The sequence below is a fragment of the Argonema galeatum A003/A1 genome, assembly GCF_023333595.1.
GTDB classification, from domain to species: domain Bacteria; phylum Cyanobacteriota; class Cyanobacteriia; order Cyanobacteriales; family Aerosakkonemataceae; genus Argonema; species Argonema galeatum.
On the sequence record NZ_JAIQZM010000008.1, the window covers coordinates 113331 to 131033 of the forward strand.

At 43.8% G+C, this 17703-nt stretch carries 22 protein-coding genes; 12 read left to right on the top strand and 10 right to left on the bottom strand.

Translation table 11 applies throughout. The features are described from left to right. Positions 1–47 precede the first annotated feature (47 nt). Entirely contained in the window at positions 48–488 is a 441-nt protein-coding gene (locus LAY41_RS11030) for a hypothetical protein (protein WP_249097301.1), read from the top strand. Positions 489–959: 471 nt separating this feature from the next. Beyond that, positions 960–1532, top strand: a complete 573-nt coding sequence (locus LAY41_RS11035; RefSeq protein WP_249097305.1) for a class I SAM-dependent methyltransferase — start codon at positions 960–962, stop codon at positions 1530–1532. Here the strand turns inward: LAY41_RS11035 and LAY41_RS11040 are convergent. From LAY41_RS11040 to LAY41_RS11055, 4 genes are all read right to left on the bottom strand, one after another. Beyond that, positions 1520–2329 (bottom strand): Nif3-like dinuclear metal center hexameric protein, encoded by an 810-nt coding sequence (locus tag LAY41_RS11040; protein ID WP_249097308.1) that lies wholly within the window; start codon positions 2327–2329, stop codon positions 1520–1522. The genes LAY41_RS11035 and LAY41_RS11040 overlap by 13 nt on opposite strands. Beyond that, positions 2330–2860: a type IV pilin-like G/H family protein gene (locus LAY41_RS11045; protein WP_249097311.1), complete on the bottom strand. Its 531-nt coding sequence runs from the start codon at positions 2858–2860 to the stop codon at positions 2330–2332. 48 nt (positions 2861–2908) lie between these two features. Next, the gene (locus LAY41_RS11050; RefSeq protein WP_249097313.1) at positions 2909–4855 is read right to left on the bottom strand and encodes a PAS domain-containing sensor histidine kinase; all 1947 of its coding nucleotides are present in this window, start codon (positions 4853–4855) and stop codon (positions 2909–2911) included. Positions 4856–5301: 446 nt separating this feature from the next. After that, on the bottom strand, positions 5302–6477 hold the full coding sequence (locus LAY41_RS11055; protein WP_249097316.1) for a PAS domain S-box protein: 1176 nt from the start codon (positions 6475–6477) through the stop codon (positions 5302–5304). A gap of 575 nt (positions 6478–7052) precedes the next feature. On the opposite strand from LAY41_RS11055, the gene LAY41_RS11060 reads away from it, so the two are divergent. After that, positions 7053–7316, top strand: coding sequence for a con-10 family general stress protein (locus tag LAY41_RS11060; protein WP_249097318.1), 264 nt, complete (start codon positions 7053–7055; stop codon positions 7314–7316). Between the two features lie 194 nt (positions 7317–7510). On the opposite strand, the gene LAY41_RS11065 is transcribed toward LAY41_RS11060, so the two are convergent. The 3 genes from LAY41_RS11065 to LAY41_RS11075 all read right to left on the bottom strand — a co-directional run bounded on the left by LAY41_RS11065 (position 7511) and on the right by LAY41_RS11075 (position 11772). Further along, the gene (locus tag LAY41_RS11065) at positions 7511–9445 is read right to left on the bottom strand and encodes an ATP-binding protein (RefSeq protein WP_249097319.1); all 1935 of its coding nucleotides are present in this window, start codon (positions 9443–9445) and stop codon (positions 7511–7513) included. A 231-nt stretch (positions 9446–9676) separates the two neighbouring features. Continuing rightward, positions 9677–11026, bottom strand: coding sequence for an arsenic transporter (locus tag LAY41_RS11070; RefSeq protein ID WP_249097322.1), 1350 nt, complete (start codon positions 11024–11026; stop codon positions 9677–9679). Between the two features lie 29 nt (positions 11027–11055). Beyond that, positions 11056–11772: a Uma2 family endonuclease gene (locus LAY41_RS11075; protein WP_249097325.1), complete on the bottom strand. Its 717-nt coding sequence runs from the start codon at positions 11770–11772 to the stop codon at positions 11056–11058. Positions 11773–11816: 44 nt separating this feature from the next. Here LAY41_RS11075 and LAY41_RS11080 point away from each other — a divergent pair, with 44 nt between their 5' ends. After that, on the top strand, positions 11817–12053 hold the full coding sequence (locus LAY41_RS11080; RefSeq protein WP_249097328.1) for a type II toxin-antitoxin system HicA family toxin: 237 nt from the start codon (positions 11817–11819) through the stop codon (positions 12051–12053). Beyond that, complete coding sequence (locus LAY41_RS11085) at positions 12053–12286, top strand: type II toxin-antitoxin system HicB family antitoxin (RefSeq protein WP_249097330.1); 234 nt, start codon at positions 12053–12055, stop codon at positions 12284–12286. Before LAY41_RS11080 ends, LAY41_RS11085 begins: the two co-directional genes overlap by 1 nt. A 63-nt stretch (positions 12287–12349) precedes the next feature. Here LAY41_RS11085 and LAY41_RS11090 read toward each other — a convergent pair whose 3' ends face one another. Further along, a complete protein-coding gene (locus LAY41_RS11090) occupies positions 12350–12631 on the bottom strand; it encodes a type II toxin-antitoxin system RelE/ParE family toxin (protein WP_249097334.1) in 282 nt (93 codons plus the stop codon). Further along, positions 12628–12855, bottom strand: a complete 228-nt coding sequence (locus tag LAY41_RS11095) for a hypothetical protein (RefSeq protein WP_249097337.1) — start codon at positions 12853–12855, stop codon at positions 12628–12630. Before LAY41_RS11095 ends, LAY41_RS11090 begins: the two co-directional genes overlap by 4 nt. Positions 12856–13290: 435 nt before the next feature. Between LAY41_RS11095 and LAY41_RS11100 the strand changes: the two genes are divergently transcribed. The 7 genes from LAY41_RS11100 to LAY41_RS11130 all read left to right on the top strand — a co-directional run bounded on the left by LAY41_RS11100 (position 13291) and on the right by LAY41_RS11130 (position 16621). Beyond that, complete coding sequence (locus tag LAY41_RS11100) at positions 13291–13668, top strand: hypothetical protein (RefSeq protein ID WP_249097338.1); 378 nt, start codon at positions 13291–13293, stop codon at positions 13666–13668. A 191-nt stretch (positions 13669–13859) separates the two neighbouring features. Beyond that, a complete protein-coding gene (locus LAY41_RS11105) occupies positions 13860–14216 on the top strand; it encodes a hypothetical protein (RefSeq protein ID WP_249097340.1) in 357 nt (118 codons plus the stop codon). 32 nt (positions 14217–14248) lie between these two features. Then, positions 14249–14656, top strand: a complete 408-nt coding sequence (locus tag LAY41_RS11110; RefSeq protein WP_249097342.1) for a hypothetical protein — start codon at positions 14249–14251, stop codon at positions 14654–14656. A gap of 48 nt (positions 14657–14704) precedes the next feature. After that, entirely contained in the window at positions 14705–15340 is a 636-nt protein-coding gene (locus tag LAY41_RS11115; RefSeq protein ID WP_249097344.1) for a hypothetical protein, read from the top strand. Positions 15341–15450: 110 nt separating this feature from the next. Beyond that, positions 15451–15996: a DUF2968 domain-containing protein gene (locus tag LAY41_RS11120; RefSeq protein WP_249097346.1), complete on the top strand. Its 546-nt coding sequence runs from the start codon at positions 15451–15453 to the stop codon at positions 15994–15996. A gap of 211 nt (positions 15997–16207) precedes the next feature. Further along, complete coding sequence (locus LAY41_RS11125) at positions 16208–16411, top strand: hypothetical protein (RefSeq protein WP_249097348.1); 204 nt, start codon at positions 16208–16210, stop codon at positions 16409–16411. Positions 16412–16477: 66 nt separating this feature from the next. Further along, positions 16478–16621 (top strand): hypothetical protein, encoded by a 144-nt coding sequence (locus LAY41_RS11130; protein WP_249097350.1) that lies wholly within the window; start codon positions 16478–16480, stop codon positions 16619–16621. A gap of 161 nt (positions 16622–16782) precedes the next feature. Here LAY41_RS11130 and LAY41_RS11135 read toward each other — a convergent pair whose 3' ends face one another. Further along, on the bottom strand, positions 16783–17520 hold the full coding sequence (locus LAY41_RS11135) for a Uma2 family endonuclease (protein WP_249097352.1): 738 nt from the start codon (positions 17518–17520) through the stop codon (positions 16783–16785). Positions 17521–17703 lie beyond the last annotated feature (183 nt).

The window sequence follows — 17703 nt, forward strand, 5'->3', positions numbered from 1 at the left end:
GAAAGATAGAAGGTTTCAACTTCCAATTCTTTGCGGATACAGTCCTTATGGATAAACTGGAAGAAAACTCCGACCAACCTACTGAAATACCAGCTGCCCAACTTGACCCAAAGTTCCAACAGGAAGTACAAAGATTATACAATCTCACAGTCTGGGGCAGATGGTTGTTTGTTGTGCTGCTTTGGCTGATCGTTGGTTCCTTAAGTCTGTGGGGACTGCGTTCGGAAATAACTCTATTGCAGCAATATTTTACTTGGGTAGCTGTTAAGTACGGTCTTGCTTATAATCGGCTACCAGGACTGGGACTCGCTTTATGTATCGCTATGACTGCTTCTGTTCTGGTCTGGCAAAGTCGTAATATTTTAATAGGAATGCCACAAGAAGAACAGCGCCGTCTGGAAAAACAAGTAAACCGAATTCGCCAGCAGGGTGCGAGTCATCCTCTGTGGAAGTGGATTTGTCAGCCACAATTAAAAAATAAAAAATAAAAAATATAGCAAAGTCCTGAGTGTAAACACAGTCACTTCCTTGCGGGGAATAGCGCAATACTGTCCTAAAATATCCAATCTCATGTCCAGTAGCATCCGTTACCTAAAAAATTCGTGTTCTTATTCTGCATCTGCGTTCATCTGCGTTCATCTGTCTTCATCTGCGGTAAAAATTTAACCAACAATAACAACAGACAATTTAACGACCTCACTCATATACTAAAGATACAACCGGACAAGATAAGTAAGTGGGCGTAAATAAACTGAACTCCCAGAAACCCGGTTTCTCCAAGAAACCGGGTTTCTAAGGGCCTGGCAGTTTTACGTTTAATTATTTGATTTTCTCTTGTATAGCAACCGCCAAGGCGGTTAGGACATTCTCAATTCCCGAAACCCTTGATTCTAAACACTTCTTCCCCTAGTCCCTAGCAAAAGAGCCCCTAGTCCCTAGCTATAACATTGATTTAAACTATGGGCAAGCAAAGTTTAGGTGAAGCAAATTATCAACCTGATAGCAAATCGATCAGAAAGGCTTACGAAGAATACAGTGTCGAAGGCTTTTATAATAAATTTGGCGATGATTATAAAAATCCTCACGAGTTAATAATCCAGCAAATTATTGAAGTGGTTATTAACAAATGGCAGCTAGATTTGGAAAAGGTATTAGACTTAGCTTGCGGTAGTGGCGAAGTTACTTTAACACTGAAAAAGTTGGGCGCTACCGATATTGATGGCATCGATCCATACACATACAATGCCTATTTAAAACGGACGGGTCAATTAGCCGAAAGATATACATTTGAAGAGATTGCATCGGGAATTCTTGGCAATAGGTGTTATAGTTTAATAGTTTGTAGCTTTGCTTTGCATTTGGTGGAAGAGTCGCGTCTACCTTTTTTGGTTTACCAGTTGAGTTTAATTGCCAATACAATGGTAATCATTACACCTCACAAGCGTCCTCAATTGAAGCCAGAATGGGGATGGATTTGCGTGGACGAGATTGTAATCGATCGCGTGCGGGTATGGTTATTTCAGACGCCGTAAAATAGTCTAAAATCTTCATCTTTTTGACTTAATTGCACCCATTCTACACCTAAATCTCTGAATTTTTGCACGAGGCGATCGCACGCCGGTCGTTCTGTGGCATAATGTCCAGCATCGATCAGGATAAGATTGCGATCGCGTGCTTCTTGAAATTGATGAAACTTACAATCAGAAGTCAGATAAGCTTGCGCCCCCGTCTTCACAACAGCCGATATAAAACTTGCTCCCGAACCGCCTAAAACTGCCACTTTGTCAATAGGTTGCTGCAAATCTTCAGTGGGGGAAAAAATTAAATCAGGAGGAGACAACTGAGTTTGAATTTGAGTTAGTAACTCCTGGAGAGTAAGAGATGGTTCCAAATATCCAACCCGCCCATATCCCAATCCATCTTGCGTTGGCGTTATCGGCGTAACTTGCTTTAATTGCAACAGTTGAGCTAACACATCAGCCGTACCATCATTAACCTGGTCAAAATTAGTATGGGCGGTATAGACACCGATTTTGTGGGTATAGGCGAGTCTAACCATTTCGGCAATAGGATTCCCAGTTTGTAACGATTTCAGCGGACTAAAAATTAGCGGATGATGGGCAAAAATCAAATTAACTGGAATACCATTATCCCGCAGTAAAATTGCTTCCTGCATCACCGCCAACGTCGGCGTCAAACAGATCAACACCCGCGCCGGTTCATCCAACACACCGGGCTCAATTTGCCAGCCACAATTATCCCAGTTTTCTTGCCAAGTTGGATTTGCCCAAATTTCAAACCAATTAATTAGATCGGTAATTTTCATCATTTAAAACCTTAACATTTCCGAACCTGGAGGACATTTAATTCTACTATTTTCATCCTTGGGAGGTGCTGGCATTGTCGGTGGTATACTGCTGGAGAGATTGGTTTCACAAATAGCTGTAACAGTAGTAACATTTGCACCATTTTTGATAGCAAACACGGCACCAGTATAACTCTTCAAACCAGTGGTTTTCGATTGAGCCGTTACCATTACGCTCTTACTCCGATCCGGCTGAGGTACAATCTTGTAGCTATAATCCGTTGTTTCCGGCTTGATTCCCACTTCCAATTCCAGCAAGGAATTACTGAAAGTAGGTTTTTCGCTTCTGTAAGCTTGCTGGGATTTGAGGATAGAACTGACATATTGTTGGGCTTCCGCTCGCCGACCTTTACTGGGTTGGTTGAGGAAAGGCAAGGCAATGGCAGCAATAATCATTACGCAACCTGTACCCGCCGCAATCCAAATCCAAACGTTTGATGAACGATTAGGTTGCGGGGGCTGTGAAAAATCGTTATTATTTGACGATCGTGTCATGAAAATAACCTCAAAAACCAATATTATAGTATCTTGTGTGATTCCTATTTAACTGAGCGCCAATTGTTGCCGATGAGATGGTTCTGGCTTAGACTCCAATTTCGCAGGCTGGGGATCGCACTGATAAATCGGAATTTCAATCAATAACTCCGCCCCCTGACCGGGTTCGGATATACAAGTCAATTGACCACCGTGCTTTTCTACCACAATTTGGTAACAAATCGACAAGCCAAGACCCATCCCCCGACCAACCGATTTCGTGGTAAAAAATGGGTCAAATAGCTTACGGCGTACTTCCTCTGTCATGCCGGGGCCATTGTCAGCAATACGGATGAGCGCAAATTGGTTCATTGGCGATCGTTCGTTGTTAGTTCTTGATTGCCATGTCCGATGCCCCCTCTCCATGCCCGATACCCCCTCCCCATGCCTAACATCGGTGCTGATAGTAATAACGGGGGCATCTTGATGGGTTTCCAAAACATCAATTGCATTAGTTAGCAGATTCATAAACACTTGATTGAGCAATCCGGGATAGCATTCTACCAGAGGCAAATCCCCATAAGCTTGAATCACCTGAATTCCCGGATACCCATCGGTTGTCTTCAGGCGGTTTTGCAGCAAACTTAAGGTACTATCAATACCTTCGTGAATATTGACAAATTTCATCTCAGATTCGTCGTGCCGCGCAAAATTCCGCAAAGATAAAACAATCTGCTGAATGCGCTTAGATCCTAGCTTCATCGAAGAGAACAGTTTGGCAATATCTGCCATGAGAAAATCCAAGTCGATCGCCTCAACAGCTTGATCGATTTCTGGCGTACTTTGCGGATAGTTTTGCTGGTATAGACGTAACAATTGCAGCAAGTCTTGCACATAGCGACTTGCATGATCGAGATTGCCATAAATGAAACTGACAGGATTGTTAATTTCGTGGGCGATACCCGCAACCAATTGCCCCAAGCTAGACATTTTTTCATTTTGAATAAGTTGAGCTTGAGTGCTATGAAGTTCGTGCAAAGCCTCCTCTAGCTGCTTCGTTTGGTCTTTCAATCGTGACTTTGATTGCCGCAATGCCGTCTCGGTAAGCTTGCGAACGCCGATTTCCTCTATCAGAAGGGCATTAGACTCAGTTAGCTCAGCCGTTCGTTCTTGCACCCGTTTTTCTAACTCGTCATGCGCCTTTTGCAATGCTTCTTGTGCCAGCTTGCGATCGGTGATATCTCGCGTCACCTTCGTGAAACCGCGTAGCTGTCCGTTTTTGTCTCGCAAAGCTGTCACGATCGCATTAACCCAAAATCTCGACCCGTCCTTACGCAGGCGCAAACCCTCATCTTCAAATCTACCTTCAGTTGCCGCCACTCTTAGTTCTTCTTCTGGTTTACCCCGTTCTACTTCTTCGCTGGGGTAAAAGCAAGAGAAATGCTTCCCGATAATTTCGTTTGCCCGATACTGTTTCATCCGTTGGGCTCCTGGATTCCAGCTGATTACGTACCCGTCGGGGTCTAGCATATAAATGGCATAATCCTTTACACTTTCGACTAACAAGCGGTAGCGCTCTTCGCTTTCTTGCAAAGCTTCCTTTTCCTGTTTGCTTGCCGTGATGTCGCGAGCTACAACATAAATTAATTGCTCCTCCTGGGATAGGGTGGCGTTCCACAACAGCCATTTGTAGGCACCGTCTTTACAGAGACAGCGATTATCAAAAGAAATAGGATCTCCTATATTGCCAAGTTTCTGTAATTGTGCAAGAGTGGATTCACGGTCTTGCGGATGAACAAATTCGAGCAACGGTAGGGAAATAAATTCTTGAGTTGTGAAAGAAAGAGTTTTTTCGCACATTGGGTTTAGTTTCTTAATATAGCCGTCCAAACCCACAATAAACAACATATCCAGCGAGAGATTAAAAAATTTGTCAAAACCACAGTAAGGTGAGGTTTGCTCTATTTTTTCGGCGGGGGTTTCGATAATTGGAGTTCCTTTAGCTTCCGTTGCCATTTTTTTACCTACCTGGTTTGCTTGAATCCACTCTTTCGTGTTTTTCTAAAATTAGATAAAAACAAAAGTGTTTTAACAGGATTTACGTATTTCAACGGTGGCTCGATCGGAGAAAACCTTCTTTCCTGCGACCTTACACCCCTGCACCCCTGCCTGAATGCGTAAGTCCTATCAAAAAAAGTTGTATCTTTATAGCTAGTTTATACTTTATTTGTTTTAATATTTATTTTTTAATTTAGCAAGATTTATTAATAAAAGTTATAACACTGATGATGCTTTAGCTTGTATATTGTCGATCTAAGGCAACCGCTTTCCAGGAGATCGGGCATCAGTAGTATAGCAAAGTGCAACGGAAGCCGTACAAACACAGTCCCGGCCTTGCTTTGAGCGTTCAATACTGTCCTAACATATCTGACTGTGGCTAATATCATTTGCCCATTTCCCCTCTAAAACTCAGTATTTTTCAGGATTATGTGGGATTTGGAGTCAAAAAGAATCTTACCCTGTTGCTGTAACTTACTCAGCAGCCGCGTAATTGTCACCCTGGTGGTGCAGCAGGCACTGGCCAAGTCTTCATGAGTCAGGCGAATGCTCAGACGAGTTCCTTGGGCTACCGATTCGCCAAATTCGTGTTTCAATAGCAGCAACATCTGGTATAAGCGGTCTTTGACTCGTCTCTGTCCAGAAATGGCTAAAAGGGATTCCGTCTGCCTTAGCCGCTGGTTTATTTTAGAGAAAATAGCTTGAGCGAGCTTTGGCGAACCTGCTATTTCTGTCAAGGAGATGGATACTACGCGAACATCCTTTGATAAGGCTGTAGCTTGATAGGTGTATAAGGAGGTTAAGCTGGAACCAAAAGGCATATCCGGGCCTACCAACCCCAACAGTACCTCGTGGCCGTTTTCACTCATAGTAGTTAGTTTAACCAGCCCCTGAGAAACTAGCCAAATAGATTGGGGGTTGAGAGGAATAATTTCTCCCTTAGTATAAACCTGGAAAGGCCGATCGCAGATGGGATCGCAATCCGTTGTATCTATAATCCTCAAAGTCCGCTTTTGCGTGGAAATATCCCGTATCAGCCAGCGTAAGGCGATCGCGTAGCCCCTGCGATCGATCGCAGGGGCTACGCGAATAGAAGCATCAAACGACTGACCCCCACGCCCTTGCATTACTACTTCCAATTCCTGCACCCGGTCTTTGTGGCGCTGGCGATTTAATTCGGAACGAAACGCCCAACGTTCTGACTCCACAACAAATACTATTAACGGTTTGCCGACCAGGTAGTCTTGCGAGAGGTTGAACAGTGAGGCAGCGGCGCGGTTGGCTTCCCGAATTTTTCCCTGTGCATCGGTCACCACGTAAGCATCTGGTGCGAACTCAAACAGATCCATGTAGCGCTGGTGTTGTATTTCTATCTGCGATCGCGTACTTAGCAATTCCTCATTTTGCTGATACAGTTCCTCCACAGCTATCTGTAGTGCTTCCGAGGCAGTACCGAGTTCCTTGAAGGCTACAGGCAGCAGATCTGGGTGCGCCAAAGCTGTTGCATTAGCGCCTTTGTACAACTTATGCAAGCGTCCGTGGATTGCTTCTATCTGCTTAGCAAAGGTTTCTACATTCATCTCAAATATTTCACACTAAATCAGATTTAACAAAAACTACAGATATTTCTTATAATTTTACTCTAACTTATGAAAGATTTTTCGGTAATTTTTTCTACCCCATTTGAATCATATAGCAGATTTCTATTTACTACCAATTAAATTAAAATATAATTTCACAAGGTTTTGCTTAATGGTTTTTTTGTATTGGTGCTGGCAGAGCAATTATTTACAAATCGTTCTTTAGATGGATGAATATCCAATCAAGATAATTTTATCATTAAAACCTTTGTTGCCAAAACCGGCTTAGCGCTTACGCAACACTTCTCAAAGAAACCGGGTTTCTGCTAGGATTGGGGTTGGTTTGCTGCGCTATTATATGCTTATCAATTCCAGACGGTGCTTTTTTTAACAGGGCTGACAAGCCGAAACAGGCAAACTTCTGGAAAGGTGAAAGTATGTGAACATTCAGCGCTTCCCTGCCTCTGCTCCTCTTTTGGGGTGGGTTCTTTCTACAGGCAGAAGATTAAGCAAACTTAGCAGGTTTAGCTTGTAGGAGCATAGTAAAAAAAGCTGGCCACACAAGGAGAAATATCATGGCAGAGAAAAGCAAGCGTGGATTTGCTTCTATGGACAAAGAGAAGCAACGGGAAATCGCTAGCAAGGGAGGACAAGCGGCACACCAAAAGGGAACCGCCCACGAGTTCACGCCTGAAGAGGCTAGAGAAGCTGGTCGCAAGGGCGGTCAAACGGTGAGCAAAGATCGCGAACATATGGCTGAAATTGGTCGTGAAGGTGGTAAGCACAGCCACAAAAACGATCGAACCGATTCGAGTGACCTGGCGTCGAATCCAGAGTAGCAGGGGAGCAGGGGAGAGAAATTTCTTGCAGGAATCGGCTCTTCCGTATTTACTATGCTATTTAAGTAGGGGAGCAGAAGAGCAGAGGAGCAGAGGAGCAGAGGCATAAGAATGTTATTTTTTGAACAAAAGCATAACAACTCCGAAAGAGCCCGCTAACTTTTTCCCATGCCCGATCCCTCATGCCCGATGCCTTATGCTCCATGAATCGGAATTTCGATCGTAAATTCTGTGCCTTGCCCCGGAGTGGAAGTACATTCTAATTTCCCACCGTGTTTTTCTTCAACAATCTGACAACTGATAGACAAACCAAGACCAGTGCCTTTGCCAGCGGGTTTCGTTGTAAAGAAGGGTTCAAACATATTTCTGTGGGTTTCCTCAGTCATCCCAGGCCCGTTGTCGGCAATATGTATTCTTACGAAATCATCTACAACTTCTGTGCTAATCCAAATTGTAGGAATTGGGAATTGGTTATTTTTCCCTGTACCCATTTCCAGGGCATCAATTGCATTGCTAAGTAGATTCATAAATACTTGGTTGACTTGTCCCAAATAGCAGTTTACCGGAGGCACTTTGCCGTACTCTTTAATTATCTGAATTTCGGGATATCCTGCCGTCCCTTTGATGCGATGGTGCAAGATTAGGAGAGTGCTATCAATTCCCTGATGAATGTCAACTGGCTTCATTTGCTTTTCATCCATACGGGAGAAGTTTCGCAGTGACAAAATAATTTCGCGAATGCGTTCCGATCCTTGGTGCATTGCAGACATGATTTTGGGCAAATCTTCTCTCAGGAACTCTAGATCGATCGCTTCCGCCTTATCTTCAATTTCCTCATGGGGTTCGGGATAGTGCTTAGCATAAAGCTTGACGAGATTCAGTAAATCTTCTATATATTGATTGGCGTGAGGAAGGTTGCTGTAAATACAGGTGACGGGATTGTTAATTTCGTGAGCAACTCCAGCAACCAACTGCCCCAAACTGGACATTTTTTCGGTCTGAATTAGTTGAGTTTGAGTTTTTTGGAGTGCGTGTAAAGTTTGTTCGAGTTCAGCCGCTTGTTTTCGCGATCGCATTTCCGATTCTCGCAAAGCTTCTTCTGCGAGTTTGCACTGGGTGATATCTTCCGCAGTACCTTCGTAATGAACTAAAGTACCGTCTGCGTCTCGGACGGCGCGGGCATTTTCGGAAATCCAGATAATGCTGCCGTCTTTGCGATAAATCTGAGACTCAAATTTGGATACGGATTCGTATTCTTCGATGGTAGCAATGAACTGAGCCCGCCGGTTGGGGTCAACGTAAAGTTGCCGTCCGATGTCAGTGAAACTCTGTATCAGTTCCTGCGGCGAGTCATAGCCATAGAGATGTGCGAGCGATGTGTTAACGCTGAGGTAGCGCCCGTCTGGAGTTGATTGGAAGATGCCATCCACGGCATTTTCAAAAATACTGCGATATTTGGCTTCAGCTTGCCGGAGTGCCTCAGCTACCGAGTCATGAATTTCCGATTGAGCTAAGAGTAGCTGATGGATGTCCAACATTTTGGAAATTCCTTGCTCGTCTTGCACGATAATCGGTTCGTAGAGCAAATCTGGCGATCGCTGCAAAGACTGCCTAGCTGCGGCCACAATGGAAGTATCGCTCGGAAACATTAAAATTTCAGCCTGAACAAAGCGATACAGCGCCAAAACAGGTCGTTTTGAAAATAAATCCCAGCCGAAAGGACGGCTCATTTGCTCAAAAAAACGCCGTCGCGAAATCATCCCAGCAAACTTACCGCGATCGGTGATGATGATGCCAGGAAGCAAAGAGTTGGCTTTCAAAAGCTTGGCTGCTTCCTGTGCGGGACTGTTACATTCAATGCTTTGCGAGTAAAAAGTTAATTCTTGCAGTGTAGAATCCAAACTGCGTCTCGGTTTGCTACCTTCCTGCTTGCCAGACGCCTGACAAATAGACATTATAGTTTCACGCGGTACTTCGTCTATCCGCACTTGCTGAGGAATTGTTTTTTCTGATTTTCGGTAGGTAGGTGCCAGATTTATCGTGCGCGCATTCAGGTTCTCCTGCACTTTTTCTGGTCGCTCTATCCAGTTTTCAGCGTTTATTAAACCGCTTTCATGCAGTAGTTCCATAGCACATCCGAGAAATTACTGATTTATTACATCTAGTATGAGATTTTTTCAAGAGCCTTTGAGTGACGGTAATCTCTAGTATCTTGTGATGTAGTTCGTTACCAAATTGTGATCTAAGTCAGTGTTTACCGCGATCCTACGTGGCTGATGGCGCGATGTAGATCGCAAAACGAGGCAAAAGGCAAAAAAAAGAAAAGAATATATGTTCTTTTTTTTACTTTTGACTTTTCTTCAGGCAAGTAGCCGAGTCAGCCACAGCACCAAGCTCAGGAGTGTTATAAAAAGAACGGGTAGGGTAAGAATAAAGCTGATGCGAAGATACTGGCTCCAGCGGATACGTATACCCTTGCGATCGAGAACGTGCAGCCACAACAGGGTAGAGAGGCTACCAGTGGGCGTTATCTTGGCCCCAATATCGCAGCCGATCGCATTGGCGTACACCATTGCTTGTTGAATATGAGGGTGAATACCGGCGGCATCTTCAATTGCGATCGCATTAATCAGCACTGTAGGCAAATTGTTCATCACGGCAGATAGTAAAGTTGCCAGAAACCCCATGCCTAGAGCAGCTACAGAGAATCCTCTTTGCGACAATTGCTCTAAACTGTGACTGAGAATAGCAGTTAAACCCGCATTCCGCAGTCCGGTGACAACCAGATACATCCCCAAACTGAACACAACCACCTGCCAAGGCGCTGACCGCAGAATCTGGCCGATGGGAATCACCGCTTTGGTTTGGGGGTGAAACCAGCGTCCCGCTAAAGCCAGCAGTCCCAAAGCACCCAAACCAGCAATTAAGGAAACTGGCACTCCCAGAGGTTCGGCGAGGAAGTAACCGCACAAAAGCAACCCTAAAACGATAAAGCTGCAACGAAAGACGAGGTGATCGCGAATGACGCTTCCCGGTAATGCCAAATCGTTAATAGAATAGCTAACTGGGATAGAGCGATGAAAGTAAAACCAAAGAACTCCCAAACTGGCAGCAACGGCAACAAAATTCACCGGCACCATCACCAAAGCATACTCCCCAAAAGAAATATGGAAATAGTCAGCGCTGATAATATTAACTAAATTGCTCACCGTCAGCGGCAGACTCGTCGTGTCCGCGATAAAGCCTGTCGCCATTACAAATGCGAGGGTAGTTTGGGAACCAAAGCCCAACACCAGCAGCATTTCTATGACAATTGGGTTGAGAATGAGGGCGGTGCCATCGTTGGTAAACAAAGCTGTCACAACCGCTCCCAGTAATATTACTAAAGGGAAGAGTAATTTACCTCTACCTCTGCCCCACCGGGCGACATGAAGCGCCAACCAACGGAAAAAACCGGCTTCATCCAAAATGAGGGAAATGATAATTAGAGCCACTAGGGTGAAGGTGGCATTCCAAACAATTTGCCAAACTTCTGGAATATCTTTTAAAGTAACGACGCCGGTAGCAAGAGCCAAGAGGGCTCCTCCCAAAGCGCTGAAGCCGATACCCAATCCTCGCGGTTGCCAGATGACGAGGGTGAGGGTGAGCAGGAAAATTGCGATCGCGATCGGTGCAGCACTAATATCTGCCGGTATTGTGAGCAAAACCATCTTTTTGTCGGGTTTATGACTTTAATCGCCTACAATTGTTCTGGATCGATCCCTTTTTCTCGCAACAGTGCTATTAAAGCTTGATATCGCTGTCTTTCTGCTTCCAGTTGTGCGATCGCATCCTCAGCGCGTTGTCGTTCTTCCTCAGCGCGTTGGCGTTCCTGTTCCCTCAACCCATCGAGTTCAACAGAGGTAAGAAATCGCTGTCCATCGGGACGAAAAATTTCGAGAGTATCAGATGTCAGTTCAAATCTTATCCCCAATCTCGGACTGATCCAACCATTCATCTCCTCAATCTCTTCTAATCTATCCCCAGATCTTATCAATCCGGTTAATTCCACTTCATCTGGATCGTAGATATAATATTCCTCAACTCCATATTGTTGATAAACGAGGAGTTTTTTGGTCATCTCTTTGAGTCGATTTCCCGGCGATAAAATTTCAAACACCACCTGGGGAGGGATGTTATTTTCCTCCCATTGTTTGTAGGAACCTCTGTCTCCTTTTGGCCTACCAAAAACAACCATTGCATCAGGTGCTATGCGGGTTTTGTTGTCGCCTTCAACTGGATACCAGAGCAAGTCGCCTGCAACAAATACCTCTGGATTATTGGCAAATAAGATTTCTAGGTTTTCTTTGATAGTGACAATCCAGCGGAATTGTTTGGTGTTGTCTGACATTGGTTGACCGTCGCTGTCGGAGTAGATGACTGTTGGTTTGGTTTCAGTTGGTAGTTGTTGTACCATACTGCTTTTCCTCTAATTGGGTATTTCGATATTATAATAATATTATGAGCAAAAAAGAAAAGCTATGGCAAAAAGCTAAAAATAGCCCAGAAAATCTGACTTTTGATGAAGTTGAAACTCTCCTAAGTCAAAATGGGTGGAAGTTTAGCCGCCAAAAAGGTAGCGATCGGTTATGGTATTCACCGAAAGGTCAACCTTTACCGATTCAACCGCGCAAAGATGGAAAAGCAAAAGTCTATCAAATTCAGCAATTTTTTGAATATCAAGAGGTAGAAGAATAATGGATTTTAATAACTATAACTTTGATGGTTTTACGATTAATTTATATGTTGATGAACAAGGAGATTGGCTTGCTCATTTGCAAGAAATTCCTAATATTTCCGCTTTCGGTGATACTCCTCAACAAGCTTTGGAGGAATTGAAAGAAGCTTGGGAATTGGTGAAAGAAGATTATCAAGAAAAGGGGAAAGAAATTCCTGTTGCACCTGCGCGTAAAAAAATCTATTCGGCTTGATAATTGAGCTATAAACCCGGTTTCTAAAAGAAACCGGGTTTATTTCGGTTTTCTAACTTCAGTCTAATAAACTTCATCGTGGTCGCCAATTTTTATTAATAAAATTGCATCTTCATTATCAGAATTTTTGACAAATTTAAACAAAATACGATAACTATAGTCAATGGAACAAGACCATACATTAGATAAATCCCCTTGAAGTTTATGAGTACGCAAACTAGGGTGAAATGGATCTTCCGCTAGTCTTCGTAAAATTTCCTCTATTAGGGGTCGTAGTTGTTGATTTCGACGAACTAAACTCTTAAAATTGCGGATTGATTTAGGAGTCCAAGTTATTTTTTTCACTTATCTAACTCCGCCAAGAAATCATCCACAGTCCCAAATTTTACCTTTCCTTCAGCATACTCAGATTCAACTTCGGCAATATCTTGCAATAGTTGTCTTCTTTTCTGTTCTTTGATGCGTTTCTGGATAATATCTATCAGGATCTCTTGGTCTTCCAAGGATAAAGCTTCTATAAAGTCAATTGCTTGCTGAAAAGTTGATGTTTTTACAGTTGGTTCGATCATGGTTTATATATGAAGTTAATATAATATTAACTTCAATTTTAGATCGAGTTTCAGAAGATGTCAAGTAAAATTTGTATTTTCTTGATATAGAAACGATCGCACTTTTTAATCTACTAACTCAAGTCGCTAGTTACATTCAGTAGGGTCCGTCAGAGCGATAAAATTAGCGATCGTCTCCAAAATTCTGGGATCTGACGCACCCTACAGCTACTGTTATCCAAAAACTAATACCACAACTTGCGTTTTTTGTCAAGGATAGAATGAAATATGAAGGCCAGATGAAGGCTTTATAAAGATTCAGCAACATATAACTTTTTTTTATATATACTTTATAAAGTGTTATTGTGAACTTATACAAGAGTTACTGCCTTGCAGCAGTAAAAGCATCTATCCAAAGCCGGAAAATATTCATTGCGAGAAAGCTAGGAGCTTAAAGTGAGAAACCCAAGAATCTGGATCGTAGGTCTTTTCAGCATCGCCGCATTAGGATCTGCTTACCTGCCGGTCAAAGCACAGCAAGCCGCACAGTCAGGTTGCCCAACCCCAAACGACGCTGCAACCATTCAAAAGCAAAGAACCAACATAGTACTTACGGGGGACAGCAACGGTGTTGACGTGGGTAACACCCAGACCAATGTTAACCAAGCGTCGAAACCCTGCGGTAGCAATGGTGTCGTCCAAAGACAGCGCAATAATGTCGATATTGAAGGTAAAGGTAATCAAGTTCGCTCAAACCAACGACAAACGAATGTTGACCAAAGCGATACGAACGCCGCTCCCGCTGGTCGTCGCCGAGTGAATTTGGGTAACTGATCCGTCATCAGTCATCAGTCAGGAGCTTTTCTGGTATATACCTTGCCTTTGGTAGGCGAATAAAACTGATGACTAATATTGATGCAAAATTTGAGGGTAACGAAACCCAACCATAGCCCGTTTAATCAAAATTAGAGAGAGAGCATACACCTGCTACTCTCTCTATACCTATATAAAGGAGGTTGGTAGTGATGATACGCAAAACGATAATATTGTTTGGTGCGATCGCAGTTTTACTATCATTACCTAACCGGGTAAAAGCGGATGACATAGAGGTAGAAGCCGGTAATGTCAGAGCCAGAATATCTGAAGATGGAGACATCGAGCTTGATACGGGTCGAAATAGAACTACCATTAGATCCAATAGCTCGTCGATTCAAATAAATACAGATCGAAACTGGGATGACGTGCGCGATCGCTCCACTCAAAATATTTCTGACGAAACCTACTGTAGCCGATCGACCCAAATCCAAAGCACTCAAATAGATATCGCCGAGGATAACGTTGTCCGAAATAGCAGTTCTGTATTTACAAGTAACTGCTGGTAGATTGTTCCACTTCAAAAACTAGGAATTAAGTCATGAAATTTGCCTCATTATTTTCCATCGGCTTACTATCTTTTTCCGCGTGTCTAATCGCACCTTCCACAACTCGGATGGCTTCTGCACAATGCGTGATGACCGACGTAGGACAGCAAGCTACCATAAGCGGTTCCCGTCGCCCGACCGATCGCACCAATAACGTAAATATGCAAAGTCAAGGCCCTTGTACTGGAAACTCTATCACCACCACCGGCGAACAACTTCAACAAGGCGGTACAGCTCCAGCAGTCCAAAGACGAGAAGTAAACCAAGTAATACAAGGTGGAAGCGATGGCGGAACTGGAGTCACCACACCCACCGTGCGAGTGAGAGTTAACCCAAAAGCAGATGTATTTAATCCAGCCGATGACCCAAATAATCCAGTGAATCGGATACAGGGGCAATAAAACCCGCGATCGGGAATAGTTCTTCTATTCAATTGGTTTACCAAGCATATGAAAATCAAACACTTTACTCTTGCTACTGCGTTTGTCGCATCCCTAGTCGGTGCTTCTGCAATAACCTTAGCCCAAATGTCAGTTCAAACCGACGAAAGTTCTGTCGAGATAAATAATAACGGAGTTTCCGTTCAAAGGGGCGATCGGAGCGTCAACATCAGAGACAGCAACGACTGGGATAGTCCCACCAGACAACCCAGAACTCCTCGCACTAACTCATCTCAACCTCAACAACCTCAGCAAACCACAATCCAGCGCCAGCGCACGCCGTATTCGGGGCGATCGAATGGAGAAATAACCACCACCCAGAGTCAGGAATCAACCATTAATATTAGCTCGGCTAATCTCAGACGACCGTACACTCTCAGAGTCAGCACCGCTACCGCAGGCGCTCGGTTAAACGGAGAAGTTAGGCTAAATGGTGCAGTTGTACAAAGACTGAGAAATAACCGAACCGAGATTAACCTTTCACCCCGTCTTTCCAGGGGAAGCAATACTATTGAGATTTCTGGTACTTACAGACCAGCAAGCAGCTCGGTTCGGATCGAATTTGTAGGCTCCAACACCAGAATTTCCCAGCAAAATCAAGGTAGCGGTAGTCTGAATCAAACCCTGACAGTGAATGTTAATTAGCACGCGGATGCCGTTCGTTCAAAAGAATAGCAGGTTGGCTTGACCTAGCGCGAAAGCCAACTTGCTATTATCTTCTATTTCAGAAATAGCTCGTGTGGGAGGAGTAGATCATGTTGAAAAAATTCTCGGCGATACTTGTTTATACATATTGTGCAATTTTAGGTTTAGAAATTGCATTCGCTAAACCAACTCGCGCTCAACAAACACTTACACAACCGCAAACAACTACACCGGGAATAGGAGATAACTCAAATAACAACCTCCTCAATGCTTCGCCAAATCAAAACAACAACAATAATAACTTCTCAAATAACTTCCCAGAATACCCCGATCGACTTATTTATCCCTTAAATGTTCCTATAGACACCCCGGTTAATACAGAAAATGATTGGGGACTCAATCTTTCAGTCGGAGTTAACACTCTCGATAGTTCTAACTTAACAGTTTACATGGGCATAATTTTTCAACCCGGACGCACCAACTCCCACAACGTTAGAATGGAACACATTCGTAAAGAAACGCAACTCCTGGAAGCTCAAAGGCAAGTTTCGGAAGCTCAACTCAGACTGATTCAGAAACAAATAGAAGAAGCCGAAATGCGTTTGCAGCGAGTGCAACAATCTCCGCCAGATCGATCGTCAAATCCCCAGCAATAGTTCGCGATAACTGACTTTACAGCGCCTTGCGAGTGGGTGAGGTATAGCTAGAAGTAGGTGGGTATAATTAAACCTAAAACTGCCAGGCCCTTAGAAACCCGGTTTCTTGGAGAAACCGGGTTTCTGGGAGTTCAGTTTATTTACAGCGGCTTGCAGCCGCGTGAAGTACAGTGAAATCAGTTCTTTGATAGCGCGTTCGTAGGGGCGGGTTTTGCCATTATTCTTGTCTGAAAACCAGAAATTATCTGCCAAACCCGCCCCTACAGGTTGCCTGTACCTCACCCACTCGCAAGCTGCTATACGTCCACCTACTTATCTGCCAAACCCGCGCCTACGCTATGAAGAAAATCATTTTATTGTACCATCAGCCGCTGCCGCTGTAAGAGCGCTAAAGCGCAACAACGTACCTGGATAAGAGCGCTAAAGCGCAACAACGTACCTGGAACATAAAAAAGCCTCTCGTTTTTGTGATTAGAGAGGCTTGGATCTGAGGTTAGCGGAGAAATCTGTTATATTTTATGTGGCTACAGCGATCGCACCAGCAACTGCTGAAGCTATGGCAGAAGTAAGCGCCGTACCAAAGAGCCACCAAGCTGCTGTTTCTGCTGCTTTGCGAGTTTCTTAAGCTTTAGAGGAATTGAAAGAAGCTTGGGAATTGGTGAAAGAAGATTATCAAGAAAAGGGCAAAGAAATTCCCATTGCACCTGCGCGTAAAAAAATCTATTCTGCTTGATAAGGCGATTGAGCTAGAAACCCAGTTTCTGTCGAATTTCTATCATCAATCGCCTACAATTGTTCTGGGTCAATCCCCTTTTCTCGTAACAGCGCTATTAAAGCTTGATATCGCTGTCTCTCCTCTTCCAGTTGTTCGATCGCATCCTCAGCGCGTTGTCGTTCTTCCTCAGCGCGTTGTCGTTCTTCCTCAGCGCGTTGGCGTTCCTGTTCCCTCAATCCATCGAGTTCAATAGAGGTAAGAAATCGCTGTCCATCGGGACGGTAAATTTCTAGAGTATCAGATGTAAGTTCAAATTTTATCCCCAATCGCGGACTGATCCAACCATTGATATCCTCAATCTCTTCTAATCGATTTTCAGAACGTATCAAACCAGTCAATTCCACTTCATCTGGATCGTAGATATAATATTCCTCAACTCCATATTGTTGATAAACGAGGAGTTTTTTGGTCATCTCTTTGAGTCGATTTCCTGGCGATAAAATTTCAAACACTACCTGGGGAGAGATGTTATTTTCCTCCCATTGTTTGTAGGAACCTCTGTCTCCTTTTGGTCTGCCAAAAACAACCATTGCATCAGGTGCTATGCGGGTTTTGTTGTCGCCTTCAACTGGATACCAAAGCAGATCGCCTGCAACAAATACATCTGGGTTATTGGCAAATAAGATTTCTAGGTTTTCTTTGATAATAACAATCCATCGAAATTGTTTGGTATTATCTGACATTGGTTGACCGTCGCTGTCGGGGTAGATGACTGTTGGTTTGGTTTCAGTTGGTAGTTGTTGGATCATATCGGTAATTTTAATCTTATTTTTATTTTAGTGGATAAGGGAAAGGGCGATCGCTTTCTTGGGTACGTTGTTGCGATGCCGCGCTCTTATCCCAGTTGTAATACAGCGGCTTGCGAGTGGGTAGGTACTGGTAAATTGTAGGGGTGGGTTTTGCCCGGATTCTTGTGGGTTAGCCACAAATTA